Source organism: Nocardia sp. NPDC047648 (assembly GCF_040642815.1).
In the GTDB taxonomy this organism is placed as follows: domain Bacteria; phylum Actinomycetota; class Actinomycetes; order Mycobacteriales; family Mycobacteriaceae; genus Nocardia; species Nocardia gamkensis.
Genome location: NZ_JBEYSX010000003.1, coordinates 343,703 through 366,246, shown reverse-complemented (window position 1 = coordinate 366,246; position 22,544 = coordinate 343,703). Strand labels below are relative to the sequence as shown.

At 70.2% G+C, this 22,544-nt stretch carries 14 protein-coding genes; 9 read left to right on the top strand and 5 right to left on the bottom strand.

Going from position 1 to position 22,544, the window contains the following annotated elements; genetic code table 11:
• Nucleotides 1–31: 31 nt before the first annotated feature.
• Both ABZ803_RS10350 and ABZ803_RS10345 read right to left on the bottom strand, forming a co-directional pair.
• Nucleotides 32–2,623, bottom strand: a complete 2,592-nt coding sequence (locus ABZ803_RS10350) for a LuxR C-terminal-related transcriptional regulator (RefSeq protein WP_357034977.1) — start codon at nt 2,621–2,623, stop codon at nt 32–34.
• On the bottom strand, nt 2,616–4,400 hold the full coding sequence (locus ABZ803_RS10345; protein ID WP_357034974.1) for an Hsp70 family protein: 1,785 nt from the start codon (nt 4,398–4,400) through the stop codon (nt 2,616–2,618). The genes ABZ803_RS10350 and ABZ803_RS10345 overlap by 8 nt, the downstream gene beginning before the upstream one ends.
• 295 nt (nt 4,401–4,695) lie before the next feature.
• Between ABZ803_RS10345 and ABZ803_RS10340 the strand changes: the two genes are divergently transcribed.
• From ABZ803_RS10340 to ABZ803_RS10325, 4 genes are all read left to right on the top strand, one after another.
• The gene (locus ABZ803_RS10340; protein ID WP_357034971.1) at nt 4,696–8,499 is read left to right on the top strand and encodes an IniB N-terminal domain-containing protein; all 3,804 of its coding nucleotides are present in this window, start codon (nt 4,696–4,698) and stop codon (nt 8,497–8,499) included.
• Between the two features lie 37 nt (nt 8,500–8,536).
• Nucleotides 8,537–10,399, top strand: a complete 1,863-nt coding sequence (locus tag ABZ803_RS10335) for a dynamin family protein (RefSeq protein ID WP_357034968.1) — start codon at nt 8,537–8,539, stop codon at nt 10,397–10,399.
• A complete protein-coding gene (locus ABZ803_RS10330; protein WP_357034965.1) occupies nt 10,396–11,949 on the top strand; it encodes a dynamin family protein in 1,554 nt (517 codons plus the stop codon). Before ABZ803_RS10335 ends, ABZ803_RS10330 begins: the two co-directional genes overlap by 4 nt.
• Before the next feature lie 119 nt (nt 11,950–12,068).
• Nucleotides 12,069–12,713, top strand: coding sequence for a hypothetical protein (locus tag ABZ803_RS10325; RefSeq protein WP_062977595.1), 645 nt, complete (start codon nt 12,069–12,071; stop codon nt 12,711–12,713).
• 10 nt (nt 12,714–12,723) lie between these two features.
• Here ABZ803_RS10325 and ABZ803_RS10320 read toward each other — a convergent pair whose 3' ends face one another.
• Nucleotides 12,724–13,887, bottom strand: a complete 1,164-nt coding sequence (locus tag ABZ803_RS10320) for a zinc-binding dehydrogenase (RefSeq protein WP_357034962.1) — start codon at nt 13,885–13,887, stop codon at nt 12,724–12,726.
• Nucleotides 13,888–14,313: 426 nt separating this feature from the next.
• Between ABZ803_RS10320 and dnaK the strand changes: the two genes are divergently transcribed.
• The 5 genes from dnaK (at nt 14,314) to ABZ803_RS10295 (ending at nt 20,129) form a co-directional block, all read left to right on the top strand.
• On the top strand, nt 14,314–16,164 hold the full coding sequence (gene dnaK / locus ABZ803_RS10315; protein WP_357034959.1) for a molecular chaperone DnaK: 1,851 nt from the start codon (nt 14,314–14,316) through the stop codon (nt 16,162–16,164).
• Nucleotides 16,161–16,823 (top strand): nucleotide exchange factor GrpE, encoded by a 663-nt coding sequence (grpE, locus tag ABZ803_RS10310; protein WP_357034956.1) that lies wholly within the window; start codon nt 16,161–16,163, stop codon nt 16,821–16,823. Before dnaK ends, grpE begins: the two co-directional genes overlap by 4 nt.
• A 21-nt stretch (nt 16,824–16,844) precedes the next feature.
• The gene (gene dnaJ / locus ABZ803_RS10305; RefSeq protein WP_357034953.1) at nt 16,845–18,011 is read left to right on the top strand and encodes a molecular chaperone DnaJ; all 1,167 of its coding nucleotides are present in this window, start codon (nt 16,845–16,847) and stop codon (nt 18,009–18,011) included.
• The gene (locus ABZ803_RS10300) at nt 18,011–18,427 is read left to right on the top strand and encodes a helix-turn-helix transcriptional regulator (protein ID WP_040870761.1); all 417 of its coding nucleotides are present in this window, start codon (nt 18,011–18,013) and stop codon (nt 18,425–18,427) included. Before dnaJ ends, ABZ803_RS10300 begins: the two co-directional genes overlap by 1 nt.
• Nucleotides 18,428–18,959: 532 nt before the next feature.
• Entirely contained in the window at nt 18,960–20,129 is a 1,170-nt protein-coding gene (locus tag ABZ803_RS10295; RefSeq protein WP_357034949.1) for a globin domain-containing protein, read from the top strand.
• 244 nt (nt 20,130–20,373) lie between these two features.
• Here the strand turns inward: ABZ803_RS10295 and ABZ803_RS10290 are convergent, their stop codons facing one another.
• Nucleotides 20,374–21,135, bottom strand: a complete 762-nt coding sequence (locus tag ABZ803_RS10290) for an FAD-binding oxidoreductase (RefSeq protein WP_357035430.1) — start codon at nt 21,133–21,135, stop codon at nt 20,374–20,376.
• A gap of 29 nt (nt 21,136–21,164) precedes the next feature.
• The gene (locus ABZ803_RS10285) at nt 21,165–22,322 is read right to left on the bottom strand and encodes an FAD-binding oxidoreductase (protein WP_357034946.1); all 1,158 of its coding nucleotides are present in this window, start codon (nt 22,320–22,322) and stop codon (nt 21,165–21,167) included.
• Nucleotides 22,323–22,544: the final 222 nt, after the last annotated feature.

Here is a 22,544-nt window from a genome sequence, read left to right as displayed (position 1 = left end):
TTCGGCGTTCCCGCTGATGAACCGCGCCCGGTCACACCAGAAGCGAACCGTGTCCCATGGCGCGGAGCATCGACAATAGCTCCGAACGGGAACGGGCACCGACCCGGCGTCGGATGCGCGCTACATGGTGCTCGACCGTCTTCGCCGAAATGTACAGGCGCGCACCGATCTCGCGATAGGTGAGCCCGAGCAGAACCAGTTCCGCCACTTCGCGTTCCCGTTCGCTGAGGATCGTGGCCTGCGGCGGCGCGGGCGGCGGCGCGGCCTCGCCGTCGGCGGCGGCAGGGGCCTGCGGCCGAGGCTGCGGCTCCTGCGGGCGGGCGTCGGCGCGGACCGTGCGGGCCAGTTTCAGCAGCGCGGTGGCCGTCGCGGAGTCGGGCGCCGCGAGCGCCGCCTCGCTGGCCAGCCGGGCGCCGTCCCAGGTCATGCCGATCTCGGTGAGTGCGGCGACCGCCGCGTGGACCGGTGCGGTGGCGACCTGGCCGCGCAGCACGAGCACCCAGGTGCGGCCCGCGTCGGCGAGCACGGCGGCGTGCCGGTCACCCGCCTCGGCCGCGGCCTTCAGCGCTCGCGCGTGCGGCAACAGCGCCCCGGGGCTCTCGTGCGCGATCGCGGCCTGCACGCCGTACCAGTGGAAGGCGTTGGACCACGCGGGCGGATCATTCAAGCGGTGCAGCAGCGCGAGCGCCGCGTCCACCAGGGGCGTGATGCGGCGTTCGTCGCGCATCCGGATGGCGGCCAGCCACAGTTCGCCGATCGGCAGCAGCGCGAGCAGGTCGGCCTGCACGTCGTCGAACAGCGGATACGCCTCCTGCCACGCGCGCGCCAGCGCGGTGTGATCGCCGCTGCGCCGGGCGAGGCCGACCGCCACGCCGTGCGCCAGCAGCCGGTCGCGCAGATCGAGCCGGTCGTGGTCGAGCGCGGCCACGGTGGCCGCGGCGGCGCGCTCGTCGCCGCCGAGCATCGCAGTCCAGGCCGCGAGCACGTCGAGCTGATGGCAGCGCAGCCCACTCGCGGTGGCCCGCCGCAAGGCGTCCTGGGCGCGGCGGGGCTCGCCGGTGCCCAGCGAGAGCAGCGTGGCGATGGAGGCCGCCGTGCACGGCAGGAAACGGTCCACGCCCGCGTCCGCGTGCGCGGCTTGCACCAGCGCCGATACCGCCGCCGCGGTGTTGTTGCCCGGTTCGATGGTGTCCGCGAGCGCGGTCGCGATCAGCCGCGCGTGCGCGCCCGCCTCGGTGGGCGGCCACTCCGTCGACGAGGAGGACATCTCCCTGGCGCCCGACACGTCGCCCGCCAGGCACAACACCGTGGCGCCGACCGCCCAGTCCGGGCCGACCCGGTGCCCGCCGAGCCAGGTGTACAGCTGCGCCGCGCGACCGACCAGGCCGCGTCGGGTGAGCACCGCCGCGCAGATCCGCACCGCCGTCGCCAGTTCCGTGCCGGTGCTGCCCGAACGCGCCAGCATCGGCTCGGCCAGCCGCATGGCCGTGTCGCCGTCACCGGTCCGTGCCGCGGCCTCGGCCCAGCGCAGCGCGATCAGATCGAGTTCGGCTCCGGCGGCCGCGGCGGCGGCGTAGTAGCGAACCGCGTCGCGGCCCGCCTGCTCCGCTGCGCCGACGAGGAAGTCGGCCAGACGAGGGTCCCGGACGCCGGACTCGGCCAGTTGCAGCGCGGTGCGGTCGCGCAGCAGGCCCGCTTCCAGCCGGGCGCCGAGCAACCGGCGCTCGACGGCGACGAACCTGCGGTCGCCGAGCAGCGTGCGCAGGGGCGCGACGGCGGGTTCCAGCAGCAGGTCGGCATCGGTCACCAGGGCGCTGGCCCTGGCGCGGTCGATGAGATCCTGCGCGACGGACTGTTCCACGCCGAGCACCTCGGTGAGCTCGCTGGAATCCAGACCCGTGCCCGTGGTGGCCACCACCAGCGTCTCCAGCAGGTCGGGCTCGAGGTTGTCCAGCAACCCGCGCGCCCACGCGGCGACGGCCGTGTCGACGGCGGAGATGCCCGCGTCCAGGCGCGCCGAGCAGGCGGCGGTGAGCGCGGCCACCACACCGCCGCGGATACCTGCGGTCTGCAGGTGGATGTGCTGAGCGACCTGCCGCGGCACCATCATGCCCAGTTCCCTGGCGAACGGCGCCATGTCCGCGACGCCGAGCGGGCGGAGGTCCACGACGCGACCGCGCCGGGCGACCGCGTCGGCGAGCATCCGCAGACGCGGATCGTGCGGGCGGGGCTGGGCGGCGATCACCATCGTTCGATGCCCGGATTCCACTGCGGCGCAAAGATATTCGAGATCGAGGTGACCGAGCTTGTGGGCGTTGTCGATGATCAGGGCCGGGCGGGCGGTATCGGTCGTCACGCCTGCCGCGCCGCCCGCGACCGTGGCCGGCGCGCGGGTCAGCGAATGCGCGCCGTTGCCCGCGCGCGCGTGCTGGAGAGCCGCGATGTCGTCCTGTAGCGGGACGCCCTTGGCGCGCAGGCGAGCCCGGATCTCCGCGAGCAGTGTCGACTTGCCGGTCTGGGACCGGCCGCGGATCAGGTAGACCACCGGCTGGTCGTCGGCGGAGTCCAGATCGCGGAAGATGTCGCGGGCGCACGGGAGGGTGTCGAAGGCGGTATCAGCCACCGGAGCCTCCCAGGATCTCGCCGGGGGCGCGAAGCACCGTGCCGAGGGTGTCGCCCAGTACGCCGGTCGGCAGGCTCGGCGCGGTGGGCTGGGTGGGCCGTGGCTGCTGCTGGGTGGGCGGCGACGGGTTGGTGGGCGCCGGTGCGGGCGCGGGAGCGGGCGCGGGAGAAGGCTGCTGGGATTGCGGCTGCGGCGCGGGTTGCGGCGCCGGGGCGTCCGCGGCGGGAGCAGGGGCGGGTTGATCGGGACTCTGCTCGCTGTTCACCACCGCCACGGTGGTGCCCTGGGCGGGGGACGTGGGCGAACCTGCCTGCGAGGTCCCGGCGCCGGCCCGTCCGGGCGAACTCGCGGAGTCCGTGGCGGCGACGCCGGACGGTGCGGACGGGTCGCTCGTCCGCGCTCCCGGCGTCGCGGCGACCTGCGCGGCGCCGGTGGAGGACTGCTCGGTCGAGGCGGGAGTGCTCGGACCGGACTGGATGCCCGTGCCGATGGCCAGGGTGCCGGTGGCCAGCAGGCCGATGGCGGCCGCGGTGCCCGCCACGACCGCGAGGCGCTGCCTGCTGGTCAGCGCGCGGCGGCGGGCGGGACGTTCCTCGGGCAGCGCCGCGAGTCCCGCCGAGGGGAGCGCTCTGGGCTGCGGCACGGTCTCGTCCTCGGCCACCGGGTCCACCAACGGGAGCTGGTCGGTCTCGGCGGCGAGCAGATCGGCGGCCAGCAGCGCGGCGCCGCGGGCGGTGGTGTGCTCCGGATCGGGAGCCGCCACGACGGGCAATCCGAATTCGGTGGAGACGAGTTCGGCGACCAGGGGGATCGCGCCGCCCCCACCGGTGAGCAGGACGCGGCCGACATCGCCGATGTCGAGACCGGCCCGGTGCACCGCGTCGCGGATCAGGTCCATCGCACTCGACAGCGGTCCACGCAGCAGGTCTTCCAGTTCACCGCGCACCAGCCGCACGGTGCCGTGCGGATCCGCGGGGTCCAGCCGAACCGGAACAACCGTCGCGGTGTTTATGGAAAGCTCTTCTTTCGCTTTTCTGCAGCGCTCACGCAAAGCCGATAATTCGCGTTCCACGACCGGATCGAACGGATCGAAATCCGCGGCGAGCACCGCATTTGCCAGGACATAGCGCATGGTCAGCAGATCGAATTCGGCGCCGGCGACATCGGTGTTGCGCAGCGGCGTGCCCAGCAGGCTGGCGTGCTCGCCGGTGCGTACCACCGAGACGGTCGAGCCGGTCGCGCCGAGATCGAACACGATCACCGCGCCGTCGTCGGCCCAACCGTGCGCGGCGTCGAGCCAGCGGATCGCGGCGGTCGGCTCCGGCACCAGCGTCACCTCGCCGAGCCCGGCTCGCTCCAAAGCGTCGCGCTGGATGTCGACGGTGTGCCGCGACCACCACGCCGGGTGGCAGGCGACCGTCGCCTGGGCGCCGCTTCGTCCCGTCTCGGCGGCGATCTCGTCGACCAGGCATCCGATCGCGGTCGCCACCAGGTCGGGCGCGGAATAAGAGGAGCCGTCCTCGGCGAGGATGCCGACCGGGTCGCCGACCCTGGCGAGAAAACCTTCCAGCAGGATGTCGCTGGAATGGCGGCCGGTGGAGCGCGCACCCGCGCCCAGCGTGGGCGCCATGTCCTCCGACAGCCGCAACACGCTCGGATGCGAGCGTAGATAACCGCCGCCGGACGGGCCGAGGCCGTCGTCGCCCTCTTCCGTTGCCGCCACGGCGACCGAATTCGACGCCCCGACAGTGATGCCGAGCGCCAGGCGCTGTGTCATTCGAGAACCCCGTTCGAAAAACTGTCTGGTCCGGTGTCGCTGTGTGTCCGAGCTGGTGCGCTGGGCGTTGTAGTTGCCGACGCAACCGTTCTGTCGGTTGCTGGCCATCAGCCGTTACCTCGTTAGGGGATCGTTTAGGGAAATTCCCCTAATTCCGCTCCCGCCCCTATCGGGTGCCCCCGGCCGGTCGTAGGGGTTCGCCCCGTTTCGGCGTAACGGGATGCGCTCCTAGCGTGATTTGCATTCCAACGACTGCGGATCAGCGAGGTCCGCCGGGACTCAGGAGAAGATTCTCATGACACCCAATGCGATTCTGGAGTTCATCCTCGATCTGCTGCGGAACCACGAGGCCGCGGTCGCCTACTGCGCCAACCCGACCCAGGCGCTGGCCGCCGCGGGCCTGAGCGCGGTGACGCCGGAGGACATCGCCCTCTGCGCTCCGATGGTCGCGGAGTCGGCGCTGGTGACCGGCGGTTCCCAGTTGCAGTCCATCGTGGCGGTAGGCGCGCAGACCGGTGCCGCCGCCGCGGTCGGCGCGGCGAGCACCGTGGGTGTGGCGGCAGTGGCGGATGCCGGAGTCGACCTGGGTGCTGATCTCGGAGTGGACCTGGGCGCGGGCGGCGGCGTCGACCTGGGTATCGGTACGGGCGTCGACGTCGGTGCGGGCCTGAACACCGCGATCGAGACCGGACTGGAACTCGGCGCGGGTCTGGGCGCGGGACTGGCCGCGGGGCTCGACACCGTGGTGAACGCGGGCGCCGACTTGTCCGCCGCCGTGGGCGGCCTGCTCGGTGCGGGCGCGCAGGTGATCAGTGGCATCGGCGGGGGCATCGACCTGGACACCGACGCCGAAGGCGCGGGAAACATCGGCGCAGGACTCGGCACCGGCCTCTCCACCGGTATCGACGCGGCAGTCGGCGCTGGTGCCGGACTCGGCGCGGGCCTGGAAGGCGCGGTGGACGCGGCGGCGGGCCTGGGCGGCGGGCTGGAGGGCGCGGTGAACGGGGCAGCGGACCTCGGTGCTGGTCTCGGCGCCGGCCTCCAGGGTGCGGTGGACGCGGCGACCGGCCTGACCACGGGTGTGGATGCCGTGCTCGGTGCCGGTGCGCAGGCGGGCGCGGGTCTTGGCGGCGTCGTGGACGCGACGACCGGTTTGGCGACCGGGCTCGGCGCGGGCCTCGAAGGTGCGGTGGGCGCGGCGACCGGCCTGACCGCGGGCCTCGGCGGCGGCGTGCAGACGGGCGCCGACCTCGGCGCCGGTGTGGGGGCGGGCCTCGAAGGCGCTGTCGGCGCGACGACCGGACTCGGTGCCGGTCTGGAAACCGCCATCGGGGGCGCGGCGGACATCACCACGGGTCTCGGCGCAGGCCTGGAAGGCGCGGTAGGAGGCGCGGCGGACATCAGCACCGGCTTGAACGCGGGCCTCGAGGGTGGTCTCGGCGCGGCGACCGATGTGAGCGCGGGTCTGGAGGGCGGTTTGGGCGCGGCGACCGACGTGAGCGCGGGTCTGGAGGGCGCCGTCGATGCGACCACCGGCCTCGGCGCTGGTCTCAACGGTGCCGTCGATGCGACGACCGGGCTCGGCGCAGGTTTGGAGGGCGCGGTCGGCGGCGCGGCGGATGTCACCACGGGCCTGGGAGGTGCCGCGAGTGCGGTGACCGGCCTGACCGCCGGTTTCGAAAGTGCGGTCGGTGGTGCGGCGGATCTGGCAACCGGCGTCGGCGCGGGTCTCGAAGGCACCGTCGGTGGTTCGACGACCGGTCTGGACGCGGCGCTCGGCGCCGGTGGACAGGCGGGTGCTGGTCTCGGCGGCGCGGTGGACGCGACAACCGGACTCGGCGCGGATTTGGGCGGTGCCGTCGGAGGCGCGGCGAATCAGGCGACCGGTGTGGGCGCGGGTCTCGAGGGCGCTGTCGACGCGGCTGGTGGTTTGACGACGGGTGTGGATGCGGCCCTGGGCGCCGGTGGGCAGGCCGGTGCCGGGCTGGGGGCTGGTCTCAACGGTGCCGTCGATGCGACGACCGGGCTCGGCGCAGGTTTGGAGGGCGCGGTCGGTGGTGCGGTGGACATCACCACCGGTCTGGGCGCTGGCCTCGAAGGTGGCGCGTCGACTGATCTGAGCGCCGGACTCGAAAGTGCGGTTGGTGGTGCCGCGACGGGAGTGGGTGCGGGTCTCGAAGGTGGTCTGGACGCGACGACCGACGTGACCACTGGGCTCGGCGCGGGTCTGGAGGGCGCTGTCGATGCGACGACCGGGCTGGGCGCGGGTCTCGACGGCGCAATCGGTGGTGCGGCGGATGCCGCCACGGGTCTGGGCGGCGCGGCGGGTGCGGCGACTGATCTGACGGTCGGTCTCGGTGCCGGTGTGGGTGGTGGCCTGCAAGGCGCTGCCGATGCGGCGCTGAATGCGGGCGGCTCGGCTGGTGCGGGTCTCGAGGGCGCTGTAGACGCCGCGAGTGGTCTGACCGCAGGCCTCGGTGCCGCCGGGCAGGCCGGGGCCGGTGCGGGTCTCGAGGGTGCGGTGGACGCCGCCACGGGCTCGGGCGCTGGTTTTCAGAGTGCTGTGGGTGCCGCGGGCGACCTGGCGACGGGTCTCGGCGCCAGTGGGCAGGCCGGTGCCGGGATTTCCACCGGACTGCACGGTGCGGCCGACGCGGGTGCGCAGATCGGTTCCGGTCTGGAGACCGGTCTGGGCGGCGCGCTCGGCGCCGCGGGCCAGGCGACGGCCGGGCTCACCGGTGGAATCGACACCGCGGCACAAGGCTCCGGTAATGCGGCCGCCGGACTCGGAAGCAATTTCTCCTCTGCCGTCGGCGGAGCCGGAAACCTGGGAACGCAAGCGACGGCGGGTCTCGAGACCGGCCTCGCGACGGGTCTGGGCGCGGCCGTGAGCACCGGAGCGGAACTCGGTGGCGGGCTGGAGAGCTCGCTGAACACCGGCGGGCAGGGCGGCGCGGGCCTGGAAAGCGGGCTCGGCGGGGCGTTCGATGCCGGGGTCCACGGTGCGACCGGACTGGAGACGGGCCTGTCTACCGGCCTCGGCGGTGGGCTGTCCACCGGCGTGGACAGTGCGGTGCACGCTGGTACCGGCCTGGGAACCGGACTCACCGGCGCCCTCGACGCCGGAGCACAGGCGGGTGCCGGACTGGGTTCGGGCCTGTCGGCCGGACTCGATGCGGCTGCCGGGCTCGGCTCCGGCCTCTCGGCCGGAATCGACAACGCGGCGGGTCACGCGGGTGCGGGCTTGGAGAGTGGCTTGTCGACGGGTGTCGGTGCGGCGGGTCATGCGGGTGCGGGCTTGGAGAGCGGTCTGTCGACCGGTGTCGGCGCGACGGGTCACGCGGGTGCGGGCTTGGAAAGCGGCCTGTCCACTGGTCTCGGTGCTGCGGGCAACGTGGGCGGGGGCCTGTCGAGCGGTCTGGAGGGCGCGTCGAGTGCCGGTGCGCACCTGGGTTCGAACCTCGACAGCGGCATCGGTTCGCACGCCACCTCCGGCCTCTCGACCGGAATCGACAGCGCGGTCAGTGCGGGTGCGGGCTTGGAGAGCGGCTTGTCGACCGGTGTCGGCGCGGCAGGTCATGCGGGTGCGGGCTTGGAGAGTGGCTTGTCGACCGGTGTCGGCGCGGCGGGTCACGCGGGTACGGGCTTGGAGAGTGGCCTGTCCACTGGTCTCGGTGCGGCGGGCAACGTGGGCGGGGGCCTGTCGAGCGGTCTGGAAGGCGCGTCGAGTGCGGGTGCGCACGTCGGTTCGAGCCTGGACAGCGGTATCGGCTCGCACGCGTCCTCGGGCCTCGATGCCACGGCTGGTCTCGGCGGAAGCGCGCAGTCGGCCGTCGGCGGCGCGGCAGACGCGGGCGCCGGAATGGCGGGATCGGCGAGCGGCGCGGCGCACGGCGCGGTGGACACCGGTGCGGGTCTCGGCGGCAGTGTCGGCTCGACCGCGCACACCTGGTCCTCGCTGGATGTGTCGAGCGCCTTCGGGTCGGGCCTGGACAGCAGCGGCGACACCGACGCGGGCCTGTTCGGAGACAGCCACGCGGGCACGGAGTTCAGTGGTTCGGCGGGCGCCGACCTGGGTGGCGATACATTCCTGCACTGACAGTTGCCCGGTAATACGGAAAGAGGTCCATACCGCGATGGGGACGCCCGCACCGAACGCCACTCCACCGGCGGTACCGCTGCTCTCGGTACTCGGTGAAACCATCGCGGCGGCCCGTGCCGCGGGCCGCAACGATCTGGTCGGCCGCCTGGAAGTGGCGGCCGACCGGGTTCGTGACCCACGCAGGCGCATCGTCGTCGCCGGACAGCTGGACCAGGGCAAGAGCCGTTTCGTCAACGCGCTCCTGAACCTGGACATCTGCCCGGTGGGCGACGACGCCACCACCACGGTGCCGATGCTGCTCGCGCACGGCGCCGAGCCGCGCGCGGAACTGGTGCTCGCGGCGCACGGCGATTCCAGCGGCGCGGAGACCAGGGTGGCGGTGCCGATCGCGGAGATCGGCGCGATCGATCAGCGCTCACCGCTGGCGCAGGGACGGCGGATCGTGCGCCTCGAGGTCCAGATTCCCAACGCGCTGCTGGCCGACGGGATCGTGCTGATCGACACTCCGGGCGTCGGCGGACACGGCAACGCCCACGCGGCGGGCGTGCTCGGAATGGTGCCCGCCGCGGACGCGGTGCTGGTGCTGTCGGACGCGTCGACCGAACTCACCGAGCCCGAACTGGCATTCCTGCGGCAGGTGCGGGAGCTGTGCCCGACGGTCGCGCTGTTGCTCACCAAGACCGACCTGTACCCGCATTGGCGGCAGGTGCACGAAGCCGATCTGCACCATCTCGCACGGGCCCGCCTCGACGTGCCGATGATCCCGGTGTCGTCGCTGCTGCGCGGCCACGCGATGCGATTGCAGGACCAGCAGCTCGGCGTCGAATCCGGCTTCGGCGTGCTCTACACGTTTCTGCGCGACCAGGTCGTTGCGCGCGACCAGTTGGCTACCCGGGCCGCCGTGGCCCGCGATATCCGTTCCGCGGCGGAGCATCTCGCGCTGGCGCTGGGCAGCGAGCTGGTCGCGATCCGCGATCCGGCGCAGGGTGCGGCGGCGGTGCGCGAGCTGCAGTCCGCCCGCGCCTCGGCCGAGGAACTGCACCGCAGGACCGCCGCATGGCAGCAGACGCTCGCGGATGGCATCACCGACCTGGCCGGGGACGTCGACCACGATCTGCGCGACCGTCTGCGCAATCTCGCCCGCACCACCGAGGAATGGATCGACGAGCACGACCCGGGCAGGCACTGGGACCGCATCGCCGAACACCTCACCGGCACCGTCGACACGGCCCTCGGCGACAACCTGCTGTGGACCCATTCCCGGGCTGTTCAACTCGCCGAGCGCGTCGCCGAACATTTCTCCGAACTCGGCGCCGTCGACCTGCCGGACGTGCGCCCCGGCGCCGGAGCCGACTCCGGCCGCGCCCTCTCCGGCACGCTCGCCGATCTGGAACCCGACATCGGTTTCGGCAGCAAGCTGCTCGTCGGCATGCGCGGCTCCTACGGCGGTGTGCTCATGGTCGGGCTGGCCAGCACCTTCGCCGGACTCGCCATGCTCAACCCGATCTCCATCGGCGCGGGATTGATCGTGGGCGGCAAGGCTTTCCGGGACGACAAGCAGGCCAGGCTGGCCAAGCGGCGCAACGAGGCGAAGGCGGCGGTGCGCCGTTTCGTGGACGACGTGGCGTTTCAGGCGGGCAAGGAGTCGAAGGACCGGCTGCACCGCATCCATCGCGCGTTGCGCGACCACTACGCGGGCGTCGCCGAACGCAGTCTGCGCTCGATCGACGAGTCGCTGCGGGCCGCGCAGGAGGCGGCGTCCATGGTCGCCACCAGCCGCGCCGAACGCGGTGCGCAACTGGAACAGCAACTGCGCGTGGTCGCGGAACTGCGCCGATACGCCGATGCCATGCAGACCGCACTACCGATGGGACCCGCCGGTACGGTAGCCCCGTGAGACGTGATGGTGGCCCGGTGCCGGGAATCGTCGCCGAGGCCCATCGGCTGGTCGGCGCGGCGCAGGCGGCGCTGGCGGGCGAGCCGCGCCCGCGTGCCCTGCTGGCCGATTGTGCCCGCCGATTGGACCAGCCGTTGCGCGTCGCGCTGGCCGGTTCGATCAAGGCGGGCAAATCCACATTGCTGAATTCCCTTGTCGGACAAGATATTGCGCCCACCGACGCGACCGAATGCACCAGGGTGGTCACCTGGTATCGGTACGGATCCACGCCCAGCGTGACGGCCTACGCCCCCGATGGCGCCCGCGCGCACGTCGTGGTCCGGCGCGGCAGCGGAACGCACGGGCTGACCTTCGATCTGGACCGGCTCAACTGGAACGCACCGGCCGCGCGCGAGGTCGACCATCTCGAGGTCGAGTGGCCCGCCGCGGCGCTCACGCAGACCACGATCATCGACACCCCCGGCACGTCCTCGCTGTCGCGCGAGGTGTCGCGGCGCACCGCGCGTCTGCTGACTCCGGGCGCGGACGACGAGCGGGCCGAGCAGGGCATCGCCATTCCGGGCGCCGACGCCGTCGTGTACCTGCTGCGCAGGCTGGACGCGACGGACGTGCAGTTCCTCGAGCGCGTGGGCGCGGGAACCGCCGCGGCCAACGGCGGGCCGGGGGCGCCCGGTCCGCTCGGCATCGTCGGCGTGGTGTCGCGCGCCGACGAGATCGGGGCGGGCCGGATCGATGCGCTGCACTCGGCGCGGGATGTGGCAACGCGTTTCGCCGGGGAGCTGGAACGGACGGGGCTGTGCCAGGCCGTGATCCCGGTCGCCGGGCTGCTCGCGTTCGCCGCGGCGACGCTGCGTCAGCAGGAGTTCGCGGCGTTCGAGACGCTGGCGCGGGTGCCGGTCGACGAACTGAGCGCCGCGTTGCTCTCCGCCGATCGATTCGCGCGCGCCGACATGCCGCTCCCGGTGCCGCCGGAGCTGCGTGCGCAGCTCGCCGAGCGGTTCGGGTTGTTCGGCATTCGCATGGCGGTCACGTTGATCCGGCTCGGCGTGCGGGATTCGGCCACGCTGGCCGAGGAATTGACCAGCCGCAGCGGAGTGGACGAACTGCGCTCGGTGCTCGACGTGCAGTTCGGTCAGCGCGCCGACCAGCTCAAAGCGCATTCCGCGCTCACCGCGCTGGCCCGGGTGCTGACCGCCTACCGTGGCACCCCGGCCGATCGCCTGCTGCCCAGGGTGCGCACCTTGCTCGCGGACGTGCACGGTTTCGCCGAGCTGCGTCTGCTCGGCCGCCTGCGCACCGACGAATTGGCGTTGCCCGCCGACGATCTCGCCGAACTGCATCGCCTCATCGGCGGCTCGGGAATCGCACCCCACCTGCGTCTGGGCCTTCCGTCCGACGCGCCGTTCCCCGCCCAGCGCGCACAAGCGGTGGCCGCGGTCCGGAAATGGCGCGCCCGGGCGCGCCACCCCCTGGCCGACCAGTTCACCGCCACGGCCTGCCTGACCGCCGCCCGCAGTGCGGAGGGCACCTTGAGCGTGCTGCCGGAATGAGTCGCTGACCGCCGCCTCCGAAGCGCCGTGACCTGCGGGGACGGGCGCATTCCGCCGCCAGCGGGCGGTGTAGTCGCCGTGCGGCCGGGTATGCGCCTTGGTAGCGAGAGGAGGTAACGATGAGCCAAGAGGACGTCGTACACGAATTGCTCGTCCGCGCGGGCACGGGATATGCCGAGGAAGCGGGTATCACGCTCGATGACAAACCGGCCGCGCTCTTTCAGTTGCTCATGCTTTCCCAACTGCTCAGCACCCGCATTTCCGCCGATATCGCCATCGGGGCCACGCGAGAGCTGATCAGCAGCGGCTACCGGACGCCGCACCGGGTGGCCGACGCGGAGTGGCAGGAACTGGTCGACGCGCTGGGGCGGGCGAACTATCGCCGCTACGACGAGAGCACCGCCACCAGGCTGCACCACAACGCCACGCGCTTGCTCGACCGCTACCAAGGTGACCTGCGGGAACTGGCGAAGAAGGCGGACAACGACCCCGAGCGAGCCGCGGATCTGCTCCAAGAGTTCGACGGCATCGGTCCGACCGGGGCACATATCTTCCTGCGCGAGATCCAGGACATCTGGACCTGGGTCCGGCCGCATTTCGACGAGCGGGCCTTGCGCGGCGCCAAGCGCGTGCAGTTGCCGGAGGATCCCGACCGGCTGGCGCGGCTGGCGCCGGATCACCACACGGCGGAACTCGCCGCCGCCTTGGTGCGGGTGACGCTGGACGAGAAGATCGCCGACGAAGTTCTCGCCGCCGCGCCCTGAGCGCGCGTCCTCAGATCAGGGCGGCGCCGGAAGCGCGCGGATCGATCAGGATCTTCGCGTGCCGTTCAGGGTTACCGAGGGCGGTGAAGGCATCGGCCACGCCGTCGAGCCCGACGGTGCCGGTGATCAGCGGGCCGGGGTCGACCTCGCCCTCGGCGAGCATGTGCAAGGTGTCGCGGAACTCGCCGGGGTCGTAGCCGAGCACGAAGCGCAGCTCGATCTCCTTGTTGATGGCCATCGCGGGATGGAAGCGGTCGGTTTCCATGCACACCCCGACCACCACCACGCGGGACAGCGGCGGTGCGGCCGCCAGGATCTGGTCGATGATGCCGGGCACGCCGACGCACTCGAAGATCACCGGCCCGGTCGGGCCCTTGTTCAACGTGTGGGCGAGCCGGAAGACGTACCACCACGGCAGGTTGGGGACCCGCCGCAAGCGGTCCATGGCGTCGAAGCCGAGAGCGAGTATGTCGGTGACGCCGTTGATCCGGCCCTTCTTCGGGGCGGCCGTCCAGGGCGATTCCGCCGCCGGGTCCACCACCACATCGGCGCCGCAGGCGGTGGCGAGTTCGCGCCGGCGTGGCGAGAAGTCGCTGGCGACCACGGTGCGCACCCCCGCGGCCTTCAGCATGCTGATCACCGCGAGGCCGATCGGCCCGCAGCCGATGACGAAGGCCGTCTGCCCCTTCCCGACGCGGCCTCTGCGCACCGCGTGCCAGGCCACCGCCATGGGTTCGGTCAGCGCGGCGTGTTCCGCGGACAAGCCGTTGGGCACCGGCATGGTCATCGATTCCTGGACCACGACCTGCTCGGCGTAGCCGCCCGGCGCCGCGGTCGACAGCCCTACCAGGTGCGGCTGCTCGCCGTGCCGGACGATCGGAAGCGCCACCACCGGTGTCCCCGTTCGCCATCTCCTGCGGCAGTCCGGGCCGTAATCGACGACGGTCCCGCTGAATTCGTGCCCGAGCACCACGCTCTGATCCGAACGCATGAAGTGCTCGTAACCCGTGGCCACGGCCAAGTCGGACAGTTCGTCGGCGTGGGTGCGCGCATGCAGGTCCGAGCCGCAGATGCCGCAGCGCGACACGTCGATCAGCAGTTGACCGGCGCCCGGCCGGGGCGTGGGCAGCTCCGCGACCTCGAACTCGGCGGCGGTGACGACGGCGGCCCTCATGGCGGCTCCTCGGATCGACGGCGCACGGCGGCCGACCCGGCCGCCCGCCGTCACACTACTGCGAGTGCGCCCGCTGTGACTGTGCTCGGTGATGGAGCCTCGCGTCGAAGACAGCGAACCCCTCGATGAACCCTGCTGTGACTCGGATCACCCACTCCAGTGGTCGTCCGGGAATTAATCGCGCGAGCCACCCGTTGAGCTTTTCGACAAGATTGAGTGTGTACGGCTCAAGTTTCGGTTGACTCCGGAACTCCGGCGAGGCAGGATTGAGCCGACCACGCTCAGTGTTGCTGGGGCCGTGCTCCGTGAGGTGCTAGGGGCGAGGTCTCGCGGCGTCCTTCACCGGACGTCGCAGGGCGGTTTTCCGCCCGGCACCGACACACCTGGCACCGACACACATTGGTACGTCAACTAGGAGGAACCACAATGGCTCGTGCGGTCGGAATCGACCTCGGGACCACGAACTCGGTCGTCGCCGTTCTCGAAGGCGGCGAACCGGTCGTCGTCGCCAACTCGGAAGGATCGCGCACCACCCCGTCGATCGTCGCGTTCGCGAAGAACGGCGAGGTGCTGGTCGGCCAGCCGGCCAAGAACCAGGCCGTCACCAACGTCGACCGCACCATTCGCTCCGTCAAGCGGCACATCGGCACCGACTGGACCGTCGAGATCGATGGCAAGAAGTACACGCCGCAGGAGATCAGCGCGCGCACGCTGATGAAGCTGAAGCGCGACGCGGAGTCCTACCTCGGTGAGGAGATCACCGACGCGGTCATCACCGTGCCCGCCTACTTCGAGGACGCCCAGCGGCAGGCCACGAAGGAAGCAGGCCAGATCGCGGGCCTGAACGTCCTGCGCATCGTCAACGAGCCCACCGCGGCGGCGCTGGCCTACGGCCTGGACAAGGGCGACAAGGAGCAGACCATCCTGGTCTTCGACCTCGGTGGCGGCACCTTCGACGTCTCGCTGCTGGAAATCGGCGAGGGCGTCGTCGAGGTCCGCGCCACCTCCGGCGACAACCACCTCGGTGGTGACGACTGGGATGAGCGGGTCGTGCAGTGGCTGGTCGACAAGTTCAAGGCCAGCTCGGGCATCGACCTGACCAAGGACAAGATGGCCATGCAGCGGCTGCGTGAGGCCGCAGAGAAGGCCAAGATCGAGCTGAGCTCCTCGCAGAGCACCTCGATCAACCTGCCCTATATCACCGTCGACGCGGACAAGAACCCGCTGTTCCTCGACGAGCAGCTGACCCGCGCCGAGTTCCAGAAGATCACCTCGGACCTGCTCGACCGCACCCGCGCGCCGTTCCAGTCCGTGATCAAGGACGCGGGCATCAAGGTGTCCGACATCGACCACGTGGTGCTCGTCGGCGGCTCCACCCGTATGCCCGCCGTCTCCGATCTGGTCAAGGAACTGACCGGCGGCAAGGAGCCCAACAAGGGCGTGAACCCGGACGAGGTCGTCGCCGTCGGCGCCGCCCTGCAGGCCGGTGTGCTCAAGGGTGAGGTCAAGGACGTCCTGCTGCTCGATGTGACCCCGCTGTCGCTGGGCATCGAGACCAAGGGCGGCGTGATGACGAAGCTCATCGAGCGCAACACCACCATCCCCACCAAGCGCTCGGAGACCTTCACCACCGCCGACGACAACCAGCCGTCGGTGCAGATCCAGGTGTTCCAGGGTGAGCGCGAGATCGCCTCGCACAACAAGCTGCTCGGTTCCTTCGAGCTGACCGGCATCCCGCCCGCCCCGCGCGGCGTGCCGCAGATCGAGGTCACCTTCGACATCGACGCCAACGGCATCGTGCACGTCACCGCGAAGGACAAGGGCACCGGCAAGGAGAACACGATCAAGATCCAGGACGGCTCCGGCTTGTCCAAGGAGGAGATCGACCGGATGGTCAAGGACGCCGAGGCGCACGCCGCCGAGGACAAGGCCCGCCGCGAGGAGGCCGAGACCCGCAACCAGGCCGAGTCGCTGGTGCATCAGACCGAGAAGTTCATCAAGGAGAACGAGGACAAGGTCCCCGCGGACGTCAAGTCCAAGGTCGAGGCGGCCATCGCCGAGGCGAACGAGGCGCTGAAGGGCACCGACATCGCCACGGTCAAGGCGGCCGTCGAGAAGCTGGCGACCGAGTCGCAGGCCCTCGGCCAGGCCATCTACGAGGCCTCCGCCGCGGACGCCGCGGCGCAGGGCAACGGCGCGTCGAGCAGCGCGCAGGACGATGACCAGGTCGTGGATGCCGAGGTCGTGGACGAGCCGGTCGACACGGAGAAGAAGTGACCGAGGGCAACTCTGAGAAGGAGCCGATCACCTTCGTCGACAACCGGAAGATCGATCCGGAGACCGGTGAGATCAGGCAGCCGGCCGCGGACAACGGCGCCGCGGCCGCGCAGGCCCCGGAGACGGGCAACGGTGCGGAGAACGGCAACGGCGGCGATGCGCTGGCCGACGCCATCAGCGGTGAGCTCGCCGAGCGCACCGCCGACCTGCAGCGGCTGACCGCGGAGTACGCCAACTACCGGCGCCGGGTCGAGCGCGACCGCAAGGCCACGATCGATTCCGCCAAGGCGTCGGTGGTGACCGAACTGCTCGGCGTGCTCGACGATCTCGATCGCGCGCGGGCGCACGGCGACCTCGATTCCGGTCCGCTGAAGTCGGTGGCCGACAAGCTGTCGACCGCGCTGCACAAGCAGGGTCTCGAGGAGTTCGGTTCGGAGGGTGAGCCCTTCGACCCGACCCTGCACGAGGCCGTGCAGCACGAGGGCTCCGGCCACGATCCGGTGATCGGCATTGTGATGCGCAAAGGCTATCGCTTCGGCGATAGGGTGCTTCGGCACGCGCTCGTCGGGGTAACCGACGGCGTGGCCGATCCGACGGAAAACACCGAACAGCCGACCGAAGAGGCATCGGATGATGATGCCGGCGCGAACGATCAATGATGCGAGAGGAGGAGATGCTCGGTGAGCCAACGGGAGTGGATCGAAAAGGACTTCTACAAGGAGCTGGGTGTTTCCTCCAGCGCCTCGCAGGACGAGATCAAGAAGGCCTATCGCAAGCTCGCGCGTGACTTGCATCCGGACGCCAACCCCGGTGACAACAAAGCCGAGGAGCGGTTCAAGGCCGTCAGCGAGGCGCACGCGGTGCTGTCGGATCCGGCCAAGCGCAAGGAGTACGACGACACTCGCAAGCTCTTCGCGGGTGGCGGCTACAGTCGCGGCGGATTCGGATCCGCTGCGGGGGGCGGCTTCTCGCAGGAGTTCAACATCGGGGACATCTTCGGCGGCGGCGGCGCCGGCGACGGTGGCCTCGGTGACCTGCTCGGCGGTCTGTTCAACCGAGGCGGCGGCGGCACGCGGACGTCATCGAGCCGCCCTCGGCGCGGCTCCGACGTGGAGACCGAGACGACGCTCGGTTTCCGGGAGGCGGCCCAGGGTGTCACGGTTCCACTGCGGATGACCAGCCCGTCGCCGTGCACCACGTGTCACGGCAGCGGCGCGAAACCGGGCACGAGCCCGCGGGTCTGCCCGATCTGCAACGGAACCGGCATCGTCAGCCGCAACCAGGGCGCGTTCGGCTTCAGCGAGCCCTGCGACGAATGCCGAGGCAGCGGATCGATCATCGATGATCCGTGCGTCGACTGCCACGGCAGCGGCATCCAGAACCGCACGCGCACGATCACGGTGCGGATTCCTCCTGGAGTCGGTGACGGGCAACGGATCCGGCTGGCCGGTCAAGGCGAGGCGGGACTGCGCGGGGCGCCCTCGGGCGACCTCTATGTCACCGTCCACGTCAGCCAGGACAAGGTCTTCGGCCGCAACGGCGACGACCTGACCCTGGTGCTTCCGGTCAGTTACAGTGAATTGGTGCTCGGCACCACGGTTTCGGTGCCCACCCTGGACGGCCGGGTCGGCGTCAAGGTGCCTCCGGGTACCGCCGACGGCCGCACCCTGCGGGTACGCGGACGTGGTGTGCCCAAGCGCGGCGGCGGCGCGGGTGACCTGCTGGTGACGGTGAAGGTCGCGGTCCCGCAGAAGCTGGACCGCGAGGCCGTCGAGGCGCTCGAGCGCTACCAGGAGGCGGAACGGGCCGGTGGCTTCGATCCACGTGCGGGATGGGCAGGTGCGTGATGTCCTCGGAACCGAAGAACGCGTCCGGCGGGTCGCGGGCCGAGTTCTTCATGATCTCGGTGGCGGCCCAGCTGGCCGGCATGCACGCGCAGACACTGCGCACGTATGACCGTCTGGGACTGGTCACGCCGCAACGTACTTCGGGCGGCGGTCGGCGCTATTCGGCCCGGGACGTGGAACTGCTGCGCGAGGTGCAGCGGTTGTCCCAGGACGAGGGCGTCAACCTCGCGGGCATCAAACGCATCATCGAGCTGACCAATCAGGTGGAGGAGCTGCGGCAGCAGGTCGCGGAACTGTCGGCCGAGCTGGAGCGAACGCGGGCCGGATACCGTCCCGACCTCGCCCCGCAACGCAGTACCGCGCTGGTGGTCTGGCAGCCACGGCACCGTCGCGAGGACGGTCAGCGCAGACGATAACCGGCACGACGACGGCCCCGGCCTCGATCGCACATCGCGATCCGAGTCCGGGGCCGTCGTCGTTTCACCACCGCTGCCGCGATAATTTGCTGAGGGTAAGCCAGAACATGTTCGACGGAAGTCGTGCGGCGGAGTTCATTTCGTTGTCGAATCAACTGGGCATTTCTACCATAGATATGTTTACGGAACCGGTGCTGTTTGCCCGGTTCGGTACTCGTTCGAGGGTCTCCATGTTGCCCCGATGTCGCTAGAACAGACCAATCGGGACGAAATCGACCAAGTGCCACTTACCTTTTCGGTGTGCGTATGACCGATTTCGCGTCAGATCTACGGTCTTGCAGTCGGTTTCTCTGGCGTGTCTCGCTGAATATCCTCGTTTCGACGAAATTACACGCGTGATGTTCCTTCGAAAGATTCCGTTGCTGGCAAACCTCGCCTACACTCCTTTCCGTCGGCTGCTGTCGAGTGGCCCCGCAGCACCTCACTCGCCGGCAAGGTTCGTGAACGAGTGCGAAATGGGGTTGTGACATCAATGGATTCACGCGCTGTCGCTTTGATCAGAACAACTTTCAAGGCGGTTGCTGCGGAGGATGGGGGGCCGGAGAAACTGGCGAGATCGTTCTACGCGATCTTGTTCACCGACTACCCGCACGTCCGCGATTTCTTTCCCGCCGCGATGGACTCCCAGCGCGATCGCCTGGTCAAGGCGATCTCCTACGCGCTGGACCGGTTGGAAGAACCCGACAAGCTACTGCCCTTCCTGGCCCAACTCGGTAGGGATCACCGCAAATACGGCGTGCAGCCCGCGCACTACGCCGCCGTGTCCACCGCGCTGAAGACCGCCGTCAAGGTGTTCGCAGGGACCGAGATGTGGACCGACGAAGTCGACCGGGCCTGGGACGAGGGCCTGAAGATCATCGCCGACACCATGATCGGCGCGGCGGAGAAGGAGACCACACCGTCGGCGTGGACCGGCACGGTGATCGAGCGCCGCGAGGTACTGCGCAATCTCGTCGTCGTCCGGCTGCAACTGGACCAGCCGATGCGCTACGCCGCGGGTCAGTACCTGAGCGTGCAGATCCCCTCGCGACCGCGCATGTGGCGCTATCTCTCGCCCGCCGTGCCCGCGAACACCAACGGTGAGATCGAGTTCCACGTCCGCAGTGTGCTGGGCGGCTGGGTCAGCTCGGCCATCGTCGGCCAGACCGTCGTCGGCGACCAGTGGCTGCTGGGCTCACCGCTCGGCGGCCTCGGCGTTCCGCGCAACACCAAACGCAAGATGCTGATGGTCGGCTGCGGCACCGGAATCGCGCCGCTGCGCGCCCAGCTGATGTCGATGGCGATGCGGCGGACCAATCCGAAGGTGCACCTGTTCGTCGGCGGGCACCACCCGTGCGACCTCTACGACCTGGAGACGTTGAGCAAGCTGGCGATGGCCAACCGCTGGCTCACCGTCACGCCGGTGAGCGAACACGACGAAAACCCCTGGTGGTACGCGGAACCCGACGAACCGCGCACCACATGGCCCGGCCTGGAACCCCGCGTGACCGGCCAGATCGGCAAGGTCGTCGCCAGCTTCGGCGCCTGGTCCGACCGCGATGTTCAGATCGTCGGTTCACCGTCGATGGTGCAGACCACCAAGTTCCGCCTCATGGCAGCGGGAACCCTGGCGAAAAACATCCGCCACGACCCGCTGTACTGAATTGATTTCCAGCGCGAACGGCGCATGCTCGGTCTCGCTTCGCTCGAAACCGGGAGTTGAGCTGATGTGGTCGCGTGGGGTGGTGCCGGTGGCTCTCGGGGTGAATGCTGTGTCGGGTTCTACCTCTGCGGCGCTGGAGGCTCGACCCTTGCGCGGCTCGAGAAAGACATGGTTGGCCCGATGTCGTTGAGAGACCTTCTCTCGCCGCGCACGGTGTGCTGTTTCGAATGGTCGGCGTTAAAGGTCAGAGGCCCTCGAATTGGATGCGCTCCGGGGGTGTTCCGGTTTCCAGGAGGCGGTCGACTGTGGTCTGGACCATGGCGGGGGAGCCGCAGACCAGCACTTGGTGCTCGCGGAAGGCGCCGTGGGAGCCGAGGACTTCGGCGAGTGTGCCGTAGAGCAGGTCGTCGGGTGAGAAGCCGATGTCGACCCGGGACTGCTCGTACCACTCGTCGACCCAGTGCGGGTCCTCCAGGCTTTCCACCACGGGGATGACGGTGAGCCAGGGCAATTCGGCGGCCAGCAGGAAGAGCATGTCCGAGGCGTACAGGTCGCGGGGGGATCGCCCGCCGACGAAGAGGTAGGTCGGTGGCGGGGAAGGCTTGCGCGCCAGTTCCAGGATCTGGGCGCGCATCGGCGCCAATCCCGTGCCGCCGGCGATCATGACCACCTCGTCGCCGCCCGGGTCGACCCAGAACCCGCCTGCCGGAGCGCCGATTCGCCACTCGTCGCCCGGCTGCGTGTCGGCGACGATGGCGGCGCTGCACCAGCCGCCCGGCACCGTGCGCACGTGGAACTCGAGCTTGCCGTCCAGGGATGGCGGCAGCGCGGGGGAGAACCTGCGGCGTACACCGGGGTGCTGCGGAACCCGCACCTCGACCGATTGCCCGGCGGCGAACGGCACGAACTCGCCGATCAGGCGGATCACCGCGAGATCGTGCCGGAGCCGATGATGGCCGACTACGGTCGAGGTCCACTCCGGCGCTTCATGACCGTTACCGAGCATGCTCGGATCCCCCAACGGGGCCTCCTTCGTTACACAGGGTCGCAGCTGATGTTCTGCTCCGGCGTGCCGACCGCGATGAGCGCGCGCTGGGTATCCGCGATCATCCGGGCCGATCCGGCGATCTGGATCTGGCGGTCCGCCCACGCGCCGAAGCTCGCGACGACGGCGCCTAGATTACCGACCAGGCGTCGGTGCATGCCGTACGGTGCGTCCTGCGGCGGATGCGGGTACCACCACGGATTGGTCTTCTGCTCGCACACCGGCACGATGGTCAGCCAGGGGTTGCTCTGCGAGAGCTGCCACATGTTCTCCACGTCGTACAGATCGCAGGGATAGCGGCCCCCGATGAAGAAGTGCACGCGCGGATTGATGCCGCGCTGTCCCATCTCGATCAGCTGGGCGCGCAGCGGCGCGATGCCGGTGCCAGCGCCGATCATGAGCACGTCGCGGCCGCTGTCCCGGTCCACGTGCAGTCCGCCGAGCGGGCCCGCGATCCGCCAGCGGTCGCCGACTCTGGTCTCGTTGACGATCGCGGGGCTCACCCAGCCGCCGCGGATCTTGCGCACGTGGAACTCGATCTCGCCGTACGGGTTGGACGGGATGGCCGGGGAGAAATAGCGCCACATCTTCGGCCGCTGCGGGATCGTGACCGGCACGTACTGTCCGGCCTGGTAGGGCACCGGCCCGTCCGATTGCAGCCGCACGATGGCCAGGTCCTCCAGCACGCGGCGATGGCCCACCACGGTCGCCTCCCACACCGGCTGCGACTTGTCGGAGTTGGCGCCGATGGCCATGGACGCGGAGATCAGGATGGTGATGTCGCGCCAGCCCTCCTCCAGGCTCCGGTTCCAGGCCGCGCCGTTGTAGGCACGGAATGCCGCGAGCAGCGCACGGCCCGCCACGTCGTAGTGCGCGGCCTCGACGCCGTACTTGCGATGGTCGCGGGCGAGTTGCTCCAGGAATTTCTGCGCCCGGTCCCAGTCCTCCAGGTGATCGAGGACGTACTGGATGGCCGTGGCGATGCGCTTGGCCTGCATCTCCATGGCGGGCGGGAACAATTCGCGCAGCCGGGGATTCTCGGCGAACAAATGTCCGTAGAACGCACTGACCAACCGCTCGGGTCCATTCGGCGACTCGATCACCGAACGAAAATTGGCGCGGACCAGCGCAGCCGAACGCGCATCCACGACGTGGAGCTTCCTTTCCCTCAGTTCTGCCCGGGGACATACCCGTTACCGGCGGTCTCCCGCCGACAAGTATCCCCGAAAATGCCGTGGTCGTGTGGGTATAGGCATACCTTCGCCTTCGCTCCGGCCGGGCACGGGCTGGAGACGAACTACCTCCGGCGGGGACCGTCGGTGCCGCAAGACCCGGCCAAACGGTAATCGGTGGGCAAACGGCGGACGTTG